Source organism: Paenibacillus sp. G34 (assembly GCF_056856875.1).
In genome coordinates, this window is sequence record NZ_CM166469.1 from 560,801 (window position 1) to 575,607 (window position 14,807).

General features: G+C 45.8%; 14 protein-coding genes. 13 read left to right on the forward strand and 1 reads right to left on the reverse strand.

Features of this window, described 5'->3' with window-relative positions; translation table 11 throughout:
• Positions 1-75: 75 nt before the first annotated feature.
• Both cysW and AC1VYS_RS02665 read left to right on the forward strand, forming a co-directional pair.
• A complete protein-coding gene (gene cysW / locus AC1VYS_RS02660) occupies positions 76-954 on the forward strand; it encodes a sulfate ABC transporter permease subunit CysW (RefSeq protein ID WP_482912887.1) in 879 nt (292 codons plus the stop codon).
• Positions 955-1,157: 203 nt separating this feature from the next.
• Entirely contained in the window at positions 1,158-1,397 is a 240-nt protein-coding gene (locus AC1VYS_RS02665) for a YezD family protein (protein ID WP_482912888.1), read from the forward strand.
• A 163-nt stretch (positions 1,398-1,560) separates the two neighbouring features.
• Here AC1VYS_RS02665 and AC1VYS_RS02670 read toward each other — a convergent pair whose 3' ends face one another.
• Positions 1,561-2,478: a hypothetical protein gene (locus tag AC1VYS_RS02670; RefSeq protein ID WP_482912889.1), complete on the reverse strand. Its 918-nt coding sequence runs from the start codon at positions 2,476-2,478 to the stop codon at positions 1,561-1,563.
• A gap of 321 nt (positions 2,479-2,799) precedes the next feature.
• Between AC1VYS_RS02670 and AC1VYS_RS02675 the strand changes: the two genes are divergently transcribed.
• From AC1VYS_RS02675 to AC1VYS_RS02725, 11 genes are all read left to right on the forward strand, one after another.
• On the forward strand, positions 2,800-3,423 hold the full coding sequence (locus tag AC1VYS_RS02675; RefSeq protein ID WP_482912890.1) for an imm11 family protein: 624 nt from the start codon (positions 2,800-2,802) through the stop codon (positions 3,421-3,423).
• Positions 3,424-3,524: 101 nt separating this feature from the next.
• Positions 3,525-4,298: an imm11 family protein gene (locus tag AC1VYS_RS02680; protein ID WP_482934465.1), complete on the forward strand. Its 774-nt coding sequence runs from the start codon at positions 3,525-3,527 to the stop codon at positions 4,296-4,298.
• 109 nt (positions 4,299-4,407) lie between these two features.
• Positions 4,408-5,241, forward strand: coding sequence for an imm11 family protein (locus AC1VYS_RS02685; protein ID WP_482912892.1), 834 nt, complete (start codon positions 4,408-4,410; stop codon positions 5,239-5,241).
• Between the two features lie 76 nt (positions 5,242-5,317).
• Positions 5,318-5,731 carry a GNAT family N-acetyltransferase gene (locus tag AC1VYS_RS02690; RefSeq protein WP_154891398.1) on the forward strand — a complete coding sequence of 138 codons (414 nt, stop codon included), beginning with the start codon at positions 5,318-5,320 and terminating at the stop codon, positions 5,729-5,731.
• Between the two features lie 168 nt (positions 5,732-5,899).
• Positions 5,900-6,280, forward strand: a complete 381-nt coding sequence (locus AC1VYS_RS02695) for a ribbon-helix-helix domain-containing protein (protein WP_482912893.1) — start codon at positions 5,900-5,902, stop codon at positions 6,278-6,280.
• A complete protein-coding gene (locus AC1VYS_RS02700) occupies positions 6,258-7,553 on the forward strand; it encodes an MFS transporter (RefSeq protein ID WP_482912894.1) in 1,296 nt (431 codons plus the stop codon). Before AC1VYS_RS02695 ends, AC1VYS_RS02700 begins: the two co-directional genes overlap by 23 nt.
• A 172-nt stretch (positions 7,554-7,725) precedes the next feature.
• Positions 7,726-7,863, forward strand: coding sequence for a hypothetical protein (locus AC1VYS_RS02705; RefSeq protein ID WP_161799395.1), 138 nt, complete (start codon positions 7,726-7,728; stop codon positions 7,861-7,863).
• 120 nt (positions 7,864-7,983) lie between these two features.
• Positions 7,984-10,737, forward strand: coding sequence for a lanthionine synthetase LanC family protein (locus tag AC1VYS_RS02710; RefSeq protein WP_482912895.1), 2,754 nt, complete (start codon positions 7,984-7,986; stop codon positions 10,735-10,737).
• Positions 10,715-11,509 (forward strand): hypothetical protein, encoded by a 795-nt coding sequence (locus AC1VYS_RS02715; protein ID WP_482912896.1) that lies wholly within the window; start codon positions 10,715-10,717, stop codon positions 11,507-11,509. Before AC1VYS_RS02710 ends, AC1VYS_RS02715 begins: the two co-directional genes overlap by 23 nt.
• On the forward strand, positions 11,482-13,056 hold the full coding sequence (locus AC1VYS_RS02720) for a hypothetical protein (protein WP_482934466.1): 1,575 nt from the start codon (positions 11,482-11,484) through the stop codon (positions 13,054-13,056). The genes AC1VYS_RS02715 and AC1VYS_RS02720 overlap by 28 nt, the downstream gene beginning before the upstream one ends.
• Entirely contained in the window at positions 13,038-14,807 is a 1,770-nt protein-coding gene (locus tag AC1VYS_RS02725) for an alpha/beta hydrolase family protein (protein ID WP_482912898.1), read from the forward strand. Before AC1VYS_RS02720 ends, AC1VYS_RS02725 begins: the two co-directional genes overlap by 19 nt.

Sequence of the window (14,807 nt, forward strand, 5' to 3'; positions counted from 1 at the left end):
GCCCATTCGTGGTGGCCCGGGCGGAATACACAGCCACTCTGTGGCACACTCACCCAAACCGAAGGAGGTGTATCTATGGCGGGTTCTGTCCCCCTTAGTTCTGTTCCACCTGTAAAAACCGGCCGCAGTACGAATCGTGCCACAACAGAAGCCCCTTGGGTAAAATGGCTACTGATCGGACTTGCGAGTCTCGTCCTGATCTGGCTGCTGATCCTGCCGCTGGCCATCGTGCTGATGGAAGCGTTGAAGCAAGGCTGGGGGGTCTACATCGCTGCGCTGACGGAACCGGATGCCTGGTCTGCACTGAAGCTGACACTGCTGGTTGCCGCAATAACCGTTCCGCTAAATACGATCTTTGGCGTGGCGGCGGCTTGGGTCATCACTAAGTTCCAATTCAAAGGTAAAGGACTGCTCATCACACTGATTGATCTTCCCTTTTCCATCTCGCCTGTCGTTGGCGGTTTGATCTTTGTTTTGGTGTTTGGCTCAAACGGATGGTTTGGCCCGTGGCTGGCCGAGCATGATATCAAAATCATTTTTGCACTGCCGGGAATTGTGATAGCGACGTTATTTATTACCTTTCCTTTTGTGGCGAGAGAACTGATTCCGCTGATGGAAGATCAAGGCACCCGGGAAGAAGAAGCGGCTGTAACGCTTGGGGCCTCCGGTTGGCGTATCTTCTGGAGTGTAACATTGCCTAATATTAAATGGGGCCTCTTGTACGGTATCATTCTCTGTAATGCACGTGCTATGGGTGAGTTCGGAGCAGTGTCTGTGGTGTCAGGGCACATTCGCGGAGAAACGAATACCCTGCCACTGCACGTCGAGATTTTGTATAACGAATATCAGTTTTCGGCTTCTTTTGCGGTGGCTTCACTACTACTGATTCTGGCCTTGGCTACGTTGCTAATCAAGAGCTGGCTTGGGCATAAAGCTGTTTTGGAAAAGGCATAGCGTGAATCGAAAGCATAAGAAAACAAACTCCAGAAGAAACCCGCTGTTGGGGACTAAAATATCAATTGACAGCTGCTGGAAGCCCTGATATTGTATAAACCAAGTATATAGGTTGGATAAGAATGAATTATAATTAAAAGGATGAAATACAGCTTCGCACAGGATTATAACGGGTGGTAACCCGAGAAGAGGAGGCGGCTCAAGTGGCTAAGCCGTTAAAAGTGGATGAGGTATGGTTAAACCGAATTGCCGGGCAGCTGGATGACATGGAGTTTGGTTCATTGCATATCGTGGTGCATGAGGGACAGATTGTACAGATGGAGCGAACCGAGCGCAAACGTTTTGAAAATACCCCCTCAGGCAGTGCCTCCAAATCCGGCAATACCGCTAGAAGCAGCTCTGCCCGTTCCGTTCGTGGATCAAACGCGAGTGCCAAGGGATAGTTCAGTTTTATCTCTGTCTTATATGGCTACTTCTAAAAATAAACAGGCTGTCCCTTTCGTCATGATGACTTAGGGACAGCCGTTTTTGTATGCGTCCGGGTATTAGCAGAAAAAATGTTGTAACTCTGAAGTGTGGAAATTTTGGCAATTGCCTTTAAACTTGTTATTTATCAGATGCCGAACCCGATCTGCGGGGTGTAACAGGGGAAGGGATATCCTCTTCACTAGGCTCATTTACCGGCATAGCCATATTGCTGGCGTCCTTATCCACTTCAGTGTGCCCGGCGTAGGGACGTTCGCTTCGGGAACGTGATCCGGTGATTCTGAAGCCTGAAGCAAACAGGATGAGTTGCAAGGCAAGCGCATATGGAGCTGCTGCCAGCCCGATCAGGTGAAGCAGAGAGCACAGTGCAATCAGGAGTGCAAGCCATTTGACCAACGTTCCTGAAGTGCCACGCTTTGGACTGGCCCATAGCAAATAACCATAAAGTATCGTAAGCATAAGGGAAATGGCCTGAATCCAAGGCAACAGGCTGTTCCAGGTATTTATAGATGTACCTGCGATCCGCTGAGTGTAGAACAGATTTCCGATCAAAATGGCGGTGGCTGCGAGTGCAACAGGTTCAGCAGCGGGTCGAATAATTGTCCAGATGGCACGGCCCCAGTGTACGGAATGCGTATTATGACTGAGTTCGTCCGATAGTGCGGTGCATTCCCTTTCGAGTGCTTTATGCATCAGGGCGAGTCTGGCTGAATCCTCATTTTTAACACAGTCACGAATCTGATCCTGAAGCTGCGGGGAGAGACATGAGGCCGCTTTGCAGGTGTGCATTGCTTTTAACAGTTCGTGATGTTCGTGTTCATTTGTTGCATATTTTCGTTGTTCCTCGGTGCTGAGTTGTCCCAAAAGTCTCGTACTTATGTATAGTGTATCTCGTATCTTTTGCATACGCCTTTCATGGCTGCGACGAATTTCTGTGGCGGACCACAGATAAACGGCCAGAAGCAAGGCAATCACACCCAGTAGTATGAACGCAGCATCGGGATGTGATGACAGGTTATCCAACCAACGTTGAAACACAATAGTTCCTCCTTTACAGCCAACTTGACGTATCTAAACACGCTTTTACGCAAGCCTTCTCTCACTATTACACAGGAAGTAGATGAATTCAAGCAGTTGAATCATTAGATCAAGAAGAAATAAGGAGGGGATTTTTTGAGGGTATACGCACTAAGACATAAAGATAGTTGTATGGAAATAAATTATATTGATCGGCAACATGAACTGGGTTCAGATTTTAAAGGGGTTATAAAAGGTGGGATCTGGACTCCAACTGTAGTGAAAACATCGTGTAAAAAAAGATATAGTGACTTTCCTAGATTGTTACCAGGGGTACCCATTATGAAAGAAAACGTTAGAACGGTACTCGAACCTCGTATTTTCCGTCAGGCAGAATTTCTCCCTTTAATGCATGAAGAACTAAAGCTATACGTAGTAAATGTTATTAATGTACTGGATTGTGTAGATTGGAATCGCTCAGATATCAGGACATATAGTGATGGTTCTTGGGCTGACTTTAACAAACTGGTGTTTGATTTTTCTAAAATTCCGGTGGATACATATATGTTTAAAATAAAAGAGACCGCCACCGTAGAAGTGTTCGTTACCGATCTATTCAAACAAGTGGTGGAAGAACATAAATTCAAAGGTTTGAATTTCAACGTAGTATATGACTCCAAATTTACCCAAGAGAAGGAAGCGGAGCAGCAGCGATTGTATGATGCTGCACTTGAATTGATCGAACAAAACAAAGGAAAAGAGTATGCCTATGAGGATGCCCGTGAACTTGTGGATCAGGGAAAAACGATGATCAGCGGGCGATGGAAAATGAAGCTGGATGATCAAAGGCAATTATGGCTGGGTGAGTTGCTGAAAGATTTGTCTTATCAGTGGATAATGCCAATGTATATTCCACCAGTCTTGTTATTGGAATCCTGGCATGAGGCCAATCTTCTGGAACAATAAGCACGTGAAATTAACCTATTACTATGCCCCTACCCTATAGAAATGTTAGAAAGAAGATGAGGATACTGAAAGTCTACAAACTGAGTGGCCATCAGAATAGTATGGATATAAATTTAGAAAATTCAGAGCACCTGCTTAATTCTGATTTTAATGGTAGCCCGTTAAAAGAGCTTTGGGAGCCAGTTAAGGTAGTCACGTTAAAAAAAAGAGTTTATCATGACTTCCCGGATTTTACGCTAGGAAAACTCATTGTGACAGGTGAAGTAAGAGATGCATTGGTTTCTTTGTTACAGTCACATGTAGAGTTTCTTGAATTGCTACATGACAGCTTGGATCTATACGCTGTTAATGTGGTCACTATCCTTGATTGTGTGGATTGGAAACGTTCAGATGTGATGTATAGTTTTAAGGGGCGTTTCTCCAGATTCAATACAATATTCTTCGACGTATCTAAAATACCACCTGGGACGGTGATTTTTAAGGTGAAGGAGACAGCATCTCACCAAATCTATGTAACAGAAGAATTTAAAGAGGTAGTGGAGCAGCACAAGTTTAAAGGGCTTGATTTTACGCTGGTGTTTGACTCCGAATTTACTCAAGAGAAGGAAGCGGAGCAACAACGATTGTATGAGCAAACACTTGAATCGATCGAACAAAACAAAGGAAAAGAGTATACCTATGAAGATGCCCGTGAACTTGTGGATCAGGGGAAAACGATGATCAGCGGGCGATGGAAAATGAAGTTGGATGATCAGGGGAGGTTATGGCTGGGTGAGTTGCTGAAAGATTTGTCCTATCAATGGATGATGCCAATGTATATTCCACCAGTCTTGTTATTGGAATCCTGGCATGAGTCTGATCTTCTGGAACAATGAACATGTGAAATTAACCTACTTCTATGCTCCTGCCCTATAGAATTGAGTGTGTGCGTAAGGGTTACTAGAAGGAAGATTAGAATTGGGGCTTAGGTAATTTATTAGCGAGGTGGACAATATAAAAGTTTATGCATTTAAAAATAATCCAAAATCGAAATTATTAGCAGCAGTGGATAATGATGATCACCCAATTAATAGTGATTTTCATGGTGAATCTAAGTTAACGGAATGGACCAGTATAAATTTAGAAACTCTCTACAAAAGAACGTATATTGATTTTCCTGATTATGTTATTGGTAAGCCTGTAATCTCAAAAAGAGTGAAAGAGGCGATGGACAAAGATCGATTATTAGAAGGTGAAGTGGAGTTTCTACCTTTAACAAATGATAATGAAGAATTGTTTATGCTCAATGTCGTTAATGTTTTGGATTGTGTTGATTATAACCGTTCTGAGATTGGGAGATTTAAAGACGGATCATGGGCCCGTTTTAACAAGCTTGTATTTGATCCTTCAAAAATACCCCATGGAACGTGTATGTTTAAGATTAAAGAAACTCCAGGTGTACAGGTTTTTGTTACTGAAAAGTTTAAACAATGGGTTGAGGAACATAAATTCAAAGGGCTTAACTTTTCTCAAGTGTATGACTCTGACTTTACAGAGGAAATGGAAGCGGAGCAACAACGATTGTATGAGCAAACACTCGAATCGATCGAACAAAACAAAGGAAAAGAGTTTGCCTATGAGGATGCCCGTGAACTTGTAGATCAGGGGAAAACGATGATTAGCGGGCGATGGAAAATGAAGTTGGATGATCAAGGGCAATTTTGGCTGGGTGAGTTGCTGAAAGATTTGTCTTATCAATGGATGATGCCAATGTATATTCCACCAGTCTTGTTATTGGAATCCTGGCATGAGGCCAAGTCATCAGAAAAAATGTCATAGGTTATGGAGGAATTAAAAGCTAAGATGTAGAGTTTATTCTGGTTATAGAGTTTCTAACAGGAGAGGGGAGTAACAGATGAACGAGGTGAACATTGAACATGCACCGCCGGCTGCAGTTGAATATTTGGCACTGCGGCAGATTGCGGGGCTGAGTCCGATGAGCCGGGAGGGGGCTGAGATAGGGCTGCCTCGCAGTTTATTTGCGGTGTGTTTGCGAGAAGCCGATGTTCTCATCGGGATGGGACGTGTCATTGGGGATGGTGGTTGTTTTTTTCAAGTGGTCGATATTGCAGTGCATCCTGATCTTCAGGGGAAGGGGTATGGAAAACTGATCATGATCGAAATTATGAACTATTTGCGTGAAGCTGTGCCTGCGCGGGGGTTGGTCAGTCTACTGGCTGATGTTCCTGCGGATCGCCTGTATGCTCAATTTGGCTTTGAATATACAAGCCCGAAATCGGAAGGCATGTGGTGGAGGCAGGGGGAATAAAGTATAAACCGGAAACCGCCAATACAGCAGGTTCAACAAAAATAGTTACCGCAAACCTTTGGGAAACCAAAGGTTTTTTGCTTTACAACCATATTTTTACATGATAATGTAAAATAAATACAATTTACGATTTACAAATTACAGATTATAAAATATGGAGGGAAAATGTTGAACAAAAATCAAAAAATACAGTTCAATCAAATGGTTGAGCGATCGATGGAACAGGCTGCTAAAAATCTTTCCGGTACCAAGGGGGTAGTTTCCGTTCGATTAAGTCAGGATGAGATTGATGTAATCGACCAAATGGTATTTCTGGAACTCGCCAAAAATCGCTCGGATGCGACTGCAATGCTGATTCGGGAAGGAATTCGCACGCACCAGACGCTGTTTCACGAGTTGCAGGAATACACCGCAGAACTGGAACAAGTCAAAGCCAAAATGCAGCGCAGAATACAAGATTCGGGTCTGGTTGCTCAATTAAAACAAGCGGATGAGCATGAAGAAATTCCGATTGGAGGCGATGGGAATGAACCAGAAAACAACGAATAAGACTGGCGAAGCCGGCTACCTTGCCGTGTTACGAATACCTTCCTTTACAGTGTTACTGGTAGGCAGGCTTGTCTCAGGTGCAGGTCAGATTTTATTTTCCATGGCCACGATGTGGTATATCTTGCAGCTAACTGAATCCGCACTTGCTGCGGCATTAATTCCGATGCTTCCCTATTTGATCTATGCTTTCCTGGGTATTCCACTTGCCACGATTAGTGACCGCCTGCCGAAGAAAAAGTTACTGATCTGGACCGATATATGGAGAGCAGTTATTGCTTGTATCCTGGCGATGTTATTTTTGACGGATAGCATGCTTCCGTGGCATATCTATGCGGCCAATCTGCTCATTGCGATTCTCGGTTTCATGTTCAACCCTGCCACTCAGACGGTCATTCCGGCAATTCTGCCCAAACCGGCAGAGCAACTCGCTCCTGCCAATGCCCTATTAAACTCTTCCTCCAAAACGATAGAACTGCTCGGTTATGCCTTAGGGGGAATTTTAATTGCCTTCATCTCCGTACAGTCCATCCTGTTCATCTATGCGATCACTTTTCTGTTATCCGCACTTGCGATTGCCTTTATTCGTATCCCTGTGACCAAAGTGGTCAAACAAAAAGGATTTTCAGGTTTTGTCAGAGATAGCATGCAAGGCATCACCTTTTTATTTTCAAACAAAGTTTTGGCTTGCTGTATTATCTTTGGTGCCATTATCAATTTTGCAGGAGCCCCGCTACATATCTTCACCCCGATTTTTGCCAATATGGTGCTTGAAGCCGGACCACAAGGATACGGGTTGCTTCAATCTGCTTTTGCCGCTGGCAGTATCGTTGGTTCTTTGCTCAGTGGAAAATATGCCAAACGTCTGTCGCTGGCCCATTGGTTCCTAATCAGTTATCTGATCTCGGGCGCAAGCTTGCTGTTGATGCCGATGTATCCTAACTTGTACTTTGCCATTGCCTGTTCTTTCTTGTTAATGCTAGGGCTTGCTCTTGTAAATGTACCGTTAGTCACTTCCATTCTGCTATCCACACCGGAAGAAAAAAGAGGACGTGTTATGAATAGTATGGGAGTGCTTATGAGCGGGGTGAGCAATCCGCTCGGTTTGTTACTCGGAGGATGGTTAATTGAAGCCTACAGTCCATCCTGGGTGTACATGGGAATCGGCATATTTGTTATTTTTATGGGCACGGCGAGCCTGTTTGTCAGACCTTTTCGAGAAGATCGAGCAGGACACACCTCACACAGGAAATCGTCCGTTTCGGCTGGTGTTTGATGTTAGATTACTCCTTTTTTTGAGGAAAAAGCAAAGGTTATGACAGGTATTACAACTATATATGGATTTAATAAATAATTTATGTAAAAAAATTCAATTAAAAAGAAGGAATTTAAAATTTTATGTAGAATTTGGTTTATAAGAGGGGGAGACAAATGGGAGGTAATTTATCATGGAAAACAAGGAAATTTTATCTGTACAGGATTTGATGGCTCTGGAGGTTGAAGAGGATAACAACATGTTCGAGGAAACTAGCTTGTGTACAGTGTGCAGCTGGACAAGCTCACAAACGATCGTTGTAGAGTCTTAGAACTCTTCATCGTCTCGAACCACTGAATGATTCGTAAGATAAGTCTTTGATTTCGTATTACTAAACTAAAATAATTGTACCTCCCCCTCTTACTCTACTTCTAAAAAGGAGTGATTCTCATTGAAATCAGCAAGCCTGACTGAAAAGAAGGACTCCTATGAGAACGCTTTGCAACATATAATCCGGGATCTACCCGAATCCATCCAATGGTCGAATGACGGCCATTGGATTTGTTTTAAGCCGGACCGATTAACACTTCCCCGGCAGGGATGGAAGATTCATTTATCGATTGTGCCTGTAGAGGGAGCGGAGCTGCTACGAAGGATTACACCGATTCTGACAACGTATGGTGTGATGTGGAAAGTCGTAAATAGTGGGATGAAGTTAATTGAAACATCCAATGGTTCTACACCGCTGCCCCAGACAGGGAAGTGTGTGACGATCTATGCACGCAGTGATGAACAATTTATACAATTGCTTGAGGAGATGTATACATGTACGGGGGATCTGAAAGGACCCGCGATCCCTACAGATCGGGCTTACAGGGGAAGTTCATGTGTATTTTATCGCTATGGAGCCTTTGTAGACAGATTCTATTATGACCGTTTCTCTGGTGCAAAAGTGTATGCCATCCAGAACCCGGAAGGTAAACTGGAGGAAGATCGAAGGACACCTGGCAGATACAAACCTGACTGGGTAGATGAGCCGGAAGAACTGGTGCACATACAGACCGGATGGAAGAATGAAAATTTAGCAATGAGTAATGCATCTGATTCCAGTAACAATGAGTTTGGGACACGGGAAATTCGTGTGAGACGGGCGCTCAAAAAGTCAGGTAAAGGAGGCGTATTTCTTGTCTCCACGTCCCGGAATGAGCAAGCAGTGATGAAAGAAGCGGTTCATCTCATGCGCGTGGATGGCGCCGGACGTTCTGCCCATGATTATCTGGATAACGAGTATCATGTGCTTGATCTGATGAAGGATACGGGGTATACTCCGCGACCATTCGATCTATTCAGTGCTGAACGGAATCGATATCTGATTCTGGAATACTTCGAGAGCATCAGCTTGCGCGAGCATGTCCACCGCAGACATGTAGCTGCCGATGGCATTCATCAGATAGAATTTTACCGTATCGGCTTAGATATTCTGGATATCGTGAAAGAGTTTCACGATAGAGGAATTGTCATCAATGATCTCACGCCCAACAATATTGTGGTATTGCTTGACGGAAGTGTACGATTAATCGATCTGGAGTTAGCCTATGTGAAACATAGCAATAATCAGGTAAAACCGTTAACAGGGCACACGCCTGGTTATGTGCTTCGAGGAAGAGAGCATAGTCAGCGCTCGGAATACTCCGATGATCTCTACGCGCTGGGAGCCGTTTATTATTACATGGCAACCTCCATGGACCCTTATCTGAAATACAGACAGTCTCATCTGTCTGCTGGACAAGCCTATTTGGACAATCTCAATGATAGCCAGCTTCTGGGGCTGGGAAGTCTGGGGATCGAGATTATGTCTGGACGATATAACGATTTAACCGCAATACGTGAACAGCTAATGCGTATGCATGAACAAGAGAAGGCTGATTTAACGGGGAACGAGCGATTTTTGGGCACCAATGAAGCTGGCATGAAGGCAGAAGAAGTGCTCCATCAAGCCGAGCTTATGGCTGCGAAGTTGGTTCAATCTCTTGATTTTAATCATCCTCATCAGTTGTATCCCGAAAATAGGATGAGCAAGATGTTTCACCCGGCTAATTTCAACTTTGGATGGACGGGCATGGCCTATGGTTTTCATCAGCTTGGGAAGATTACGCAGAACAGAAAGTATCATCAGTATGCACGTGAAGTATTGGAGTGGATAGTGAATCATACGCCTTATGTTCCCGGAGAAACGCCAGAAAGCCTGTATTTCGGTTATGGGGCTGTTCCTTGGGCACTGGCACAGACAGCGGATGCGCTGGATGATAAACCGTTACTTCGCGTTGCTGAAAATCTGGCCTTGGAGATGACGAGACATGACCCGGTACAAACCAATATCAGTCATGGAGCGGCAGGTTTAGGATTAATGCTAATGGAGGTACACCATCTTGGAGGGTGTGCCGAGCTTGTAACAAGAGCTGACGAACTCGGTGAAATGATCTTACAGCAGGAAAAGCGGACAGAAAACGGACTGAGCATGTGGGAAGTGAAGGACAAGTCGGATAAAAAAAGCCATCACTCGTATGGGTTTTCGCATGGCATTGCAGGGATCGGTTATTTCTTGCTTGCCTTAGCGAAGCAGACGGGGAAGGGCGAGTATTATTCGGCGGTGAAGCGCATTGTGGATACGCTGGAACGTGTGAGTTACGAAGGAAAGAATGGGGTGAGGTTATGGCCCGCTTCTCCCGAAAAGCCGGACGCTCTCTGGGTTCATTGGTGTAATGGTTCAGCGGGTATAGGACGATTTTTACTCACTGCGGCCGAGGTTCTGCAAGATCCGGTATGTTACAGACTTGGTCAGCAGGCCGCAGATGCGGTAGCCCGATCAACCATTTTTGCTTCTTTCGGCCAGTGTCATGGCATCGCGGGTAACGGGGACTTTTTGATCATGGCGAATCGGATTTTTCCTGCCAGATATGAAGCCAAATTAAAAGAGTATACACAGAATCTATACGTGCTTCGTAAAGATGAACAGGAAGACCTGTGGATGTGGCCACTGGAAGATATGGAATCATTCTCCCCGGATTATATGACAGGATACATGGGAATTTACTCTTTTCTGCTTCGTCGATTTTATCCTGAGGTCTCTTATGAACCCATGGTATATTCAGGCTTCGAACAGATCAGGGAGGTACAGGTATATGATGCAAACATCCATATCTGATATCCTGCCGCAATGTCAGTATGAACCCGGAAAGGTCGGGGGACGATACTATGCAAGTGAGCCTGGGAAAAGAGAAACGATCTCTTCCATGCTGTTGATAGATCAAGGGGAAGGTCAATATATGATGGATCTGTGGAGTGAAGCTTCATCTCATGCATATTGGGAAGGACAGATCACATCCTTATTGGACAATTTATCCTACACCTCAATATATGGTTCTGCGCCTGCCTCGTTTCCATGGGAAAGGCTGGGGTATAAGGCTGATGTGCTGGCTCAACGATACCGGTTTTACGGTAAACGGAAGCATATTTCTGTTCCGGTAATGCCGGATCAGGCTGGGATGTGGCAACCCGCTGAAGGTCAAGCCGAAGCTATGGCTCATTTGCTTGATAGCAGTGATCCGACGTGCCCTGGAATCCAAGCTGCTCGCAAGGCAGTGGAAGATATCTATGAGGGGGTGTATGGACGTTTACTGGAAGGATCGGGAATTGTGGCGCTAGAAAGAACGAAGATCGGAGGCTGTCTGTTAAGCGATGAGTTTGGCAGTATACTCCTCTCACATATTTTCACGGTACCCGCTGCAAAACGCAAGGGCTGGGCCAGGTGGCTGGTTGCCTATGCTCTCCATCAGTGCGGTTCCGACCCGGAACAGCAGATCAAAGCTTCTCTCGATGCAAACAATCAAGGGAGCTATCGTTTGATGAGTACACTGCCATTACAGCAGGTGCCTGAACTTATACACGTATGCCGGATCAGGAAAGAGAGGGAGTAATCATGAAACCTGTTTTGCTGGAAAGTACGGACTATCATGACCTGAGAAGTACATGGTTTCGTGCAAGCCACGAGCCAGGTTTATTTGTGGTTGAAGGGCGTTCGGATATCGTACAACATGAGTTGCAAAAGTTAAGTATGCATTGGCAGGATCAGGCGATTCGCCTTGTGCTTGATGATGCGTATCATACATTGCCACTCATATTTCAGTTGAACCCGGTTCACCCGATAGATGATTTGGTGGCGTGCAAAAATGTATTGCTCCGATTCCATCGAGCTGGCTGGGCACCGGGGCCACGGAAATGGATCTTGGTTGAGGTGGTCTCCGGTCTGCACCCGGCAGATCTTGGAGCCATTCATTATCTGCTCTATCGTCAGAAACTAAAGGACGTAAGTGTTTTATTATTTTTTCATCAATATCCCGTGAGAGTTAACCTTCCCCGACATGCTCCGAGGCTGGCTATTTCTCTGGTGAGAGATACTCCGGAACAGACCCGGCGTTTGTTAAATGAACAGTTGCGAATCGCTGGTAGACACGATGAGGCGGAAGAAGAGAACAGCCAGGGGAAAGCGCAGACGGAGGCTACACTCCACAATAAAAGCGAAGCCAAATTTCAACGTAAAGTTCAGCGTAAAGCACTGGCTCTCTATAACAGGCTGGCCTGGGTTTTGTTGTGCAAGTCAGATAATCGCTTGCGGTACAGAGCTTGTTTTCGGTTTTTTAGTCAAAACTCCATATTCCAACAGTTATCGGCAGCGCAGCAGGCTATTCTATGGTTTGAACTGGGTCAGCTATTAACCAAAACCGGGGATGATTATGCCGCGGCAAGAGAATGTTATGCCCACGCTCGCGCCGTTCTGGAGCATGAGGAATTAAATGAAGTCTATCGCATTGGAAAAGAAGCTGCGCTAGACAACGGTGAAGCATTAATTGAGATGCAGGAAGGCCATATCTCACGTGCAATTGAACTGGAGAAGCGAGCCGGGATGCGTATTCGGGAGCTTCCTCCAGGGCCGGATCGGCATGTGTTTCAGATTCAAACGGCTCTAAACATTGCAGGGTTACAGATTCGGGCAGGGCTTCTCATGGATGCGGAAACGACATTAATAGCTGCAGAGAAGCTATGTACAGGTGTGTACTCGGGTTGGCTGGGGCATATACTTCAATTAAAAATGTCGGTATATCAGCAGCTCGGCGAGCAGAAGTTAGAATACAAGATGTTAATTCAGGTGCTGAGGATGAAGACGGGTTCAATTCCTTCCAAATTGCTGCAACGTTCAATTGAACTGGCTGGAGTGCTGATCCAGCAAGGAGAAGAGGAACGTGCAGCAGAGGTGTATCGTCTTCTGATCGCGGGATTGCCAGCATCTAATCTGCAGCAAATTCGTATGATCCGGCAAGCGTTAAGTGGTTTGGGAACAGAGAGTCCTGCAACAGCGGCGACACAGAAGCAGGTTACGCTCAAGCTGGAACTACAGCTCGATTCCTGGGAGCAATTCAAGCATTGGCATGAGGGGAGGGAATCTGGTTGGGCAATCCATTCCTGAACCGAATGAGTGTGAACCGCGAGCGCACAAGCATGATCTTGTGTGATGACGACCAAACATGTGAATGGTATGAGCTTGACGATGCCGGCCATGTCCGAGCTATGCATCGTCTTTCCGACCATTGGACTGACCGGGGCCAGATTGTGCAACATGTTCAATTCATGGGAATAGGCCGAGCGGCAGTAATCACCCAGGAGAAGACGGAGAGATGGATTGTTGTATTCCAAAAAGAGCGGGAGCACATAAGACTGATTCAAACGCTCTCTCTAAAGTTACCGTTTCCGGTGATACAGGTTGCTTGGCAAGATGGACAACTCCAGCTGCTTTTTGCGGTTAGGCATCGTTCAGGGGCTGTGCAGATCGGGCTGTATGATCCGGTAAAAGAAAAAGCCGAGTGGGTTACTCCCGAGCTGGATAACCCGCAATTTGTGTTCTGGGCCAAGTCCGAGCGAGAGATCGGTGTTAATGTGGGCGGAGTCGGCAGAATTTATTTTTACGGGAAAGATACTGGATCATCTCGGAAAATTCCTTATCAGGAGTATGCTTATCCGGTGATGGACAAGCAGGGTGATCGGATTGCTGTCTGCCTCCCGGTGGAAGATGGCTTTTGTCCTGGTTGGATGAGTGTTCATGATCGTGTGGTTCATGGCAGTCTGGAGCACTGTGAGCCGTTCTCTGAGCTGATTCGTATCCAGCTGGATGTCGATCAACAGCATATCTTATGCGAGGGAATATTGCGTGGGAAGTGGCAATATGTCCAGTACACGCTGGATGGAGAAAAAACATTTGAATTGTGTGATTATCCGGGAACGTTAACACAAGCGGTTCACAGCAGGGACAAGCGTAGCCTCATTGGGAAATTCGAGTCCATTACGACTGCCCCGGTGCCCGCCAGGTGTAGGATATTTGAGTCGTTTGGGGATATCACTCTACTTGCGGTAAGGCATGGAGATGTGTCAGTGAGTAATTTTGTAAAGCGGCCAGAGATTCAGTACAAACACTTGCGTTACGGGGATGAGTTCATTCCTTATATGGATATCCATTCAGAAGGTGGAGATCAGGCCGTCATCTACCTGCACGGCGGGCCACATAATTGTCTTTTGGACAGTTACAGCCCGGTTATTGCGCGTTTATGTGAGGTTGGAGTAAGGGTCATTGGGCTGAATTATCCCGGTAGTTCAGGATTTGGTTCTGATTACAAGCATCGTATTCAGGATGATTGGGGCGGTGTGGATGCGGATGTTATTCGGTTGATTCGGGAGCAGGTTCTAGGCTCCTATTCGGCAGTCTCGCTGTACGGCGTCAGTTATGGGGCTTACCTAGCGCTGTTAGCTGCAGGCAGAAACCCAGAGCTGTGGAGCGCCGTTGTGGCTTGTGCACCGTTCACGGACTTAAGCAGCTTATATGCGGGTGGTGGTGCGAAGCTAAGATCATTTTTGCAAACGGAAATTGGAGCATTGTTACAGAATGAATCCATACTGAGGGATAGAAGTCCTTTAACCTATGCGTCTAGGTTGTGTGAAGTAGATCTACAGCTTGTGCACGGCCGGAATGATCAGCTCTGCCCGGTAGAGCAGACGGAGTGCTTATATCGGGAGATATTGAAGCGGAAAGAGCCTGTAGAGGCGGCCGATAGGCAACTTGAGATGCATATCATAGATGATCTTCAGCATGAGGTGTATGCGGAGCGAATCTGGGCGGAGAAGGCGGTTCGTTTTTTAACCCGCAACGGTGTAACTCAGCCAGGATAA

Excerpts from the sequence above, each read along its gene's own strand:
- cysW (WP_482912887.1), top strand. The coding sequence starts at position 76 with ATGGCGGGTTCTGTCCCCCTTAGTTCTGTTCCACCTGTAAAAACCGGC.
- AC1VYS_RS02675 (WP_482912890.1), top strand. The coding sequence starts at position 2,800 with ATGAAAGAAAACGTTAGAACGGTACTCGAACCTCGTATTTTCCGTCAG.
- AC1VYS_RS02680 (WP_482934465.1), top strand. The coding sequence starts at position 3,525 with ATGGATATAAATTTAGAAAATTCAGAGCACCTGCTTAATTCTGATTTT.
- AC1VYS_RS02690 (WP_154891398.1), top strand. The coding sequence starts at position 5,318 with ATGAACGAGGTGAACATTGAACATGCACCGCCGGCTGCAGTTGAATAT.
- AC1VYS_RS02700 (WP_482912894.1), top strand. The coding sequence starts at position 6,258 with ATGAACCAGAAAACAACGAATAAGACTGGCGAAGCCGGCTACCTTGCC.
- AC1VYS_RS02705 (WP_161799395.1), top strand. The coding sequence starts at position 7,726 with ATGGAAAACAAGGAAATTTTATCTGTACAGGATTTGATGGCTCTGGAG.
- AC1VYS_RS02715 (WP_482912896.1), top strand. The coding sequence starts at position 10,715 with ATGATGCAAACATCCATATCTGATATCCTGCCGCAATGTCAGTATGAA.
- AC1VYS_RS02720 (WP_482934466.1), top strand. The coding sequence starts at position 11,482 with ATGCCGGATCAGGAAAGAGAGGGAGTAATCATGAAACCTGTTTTGCTG.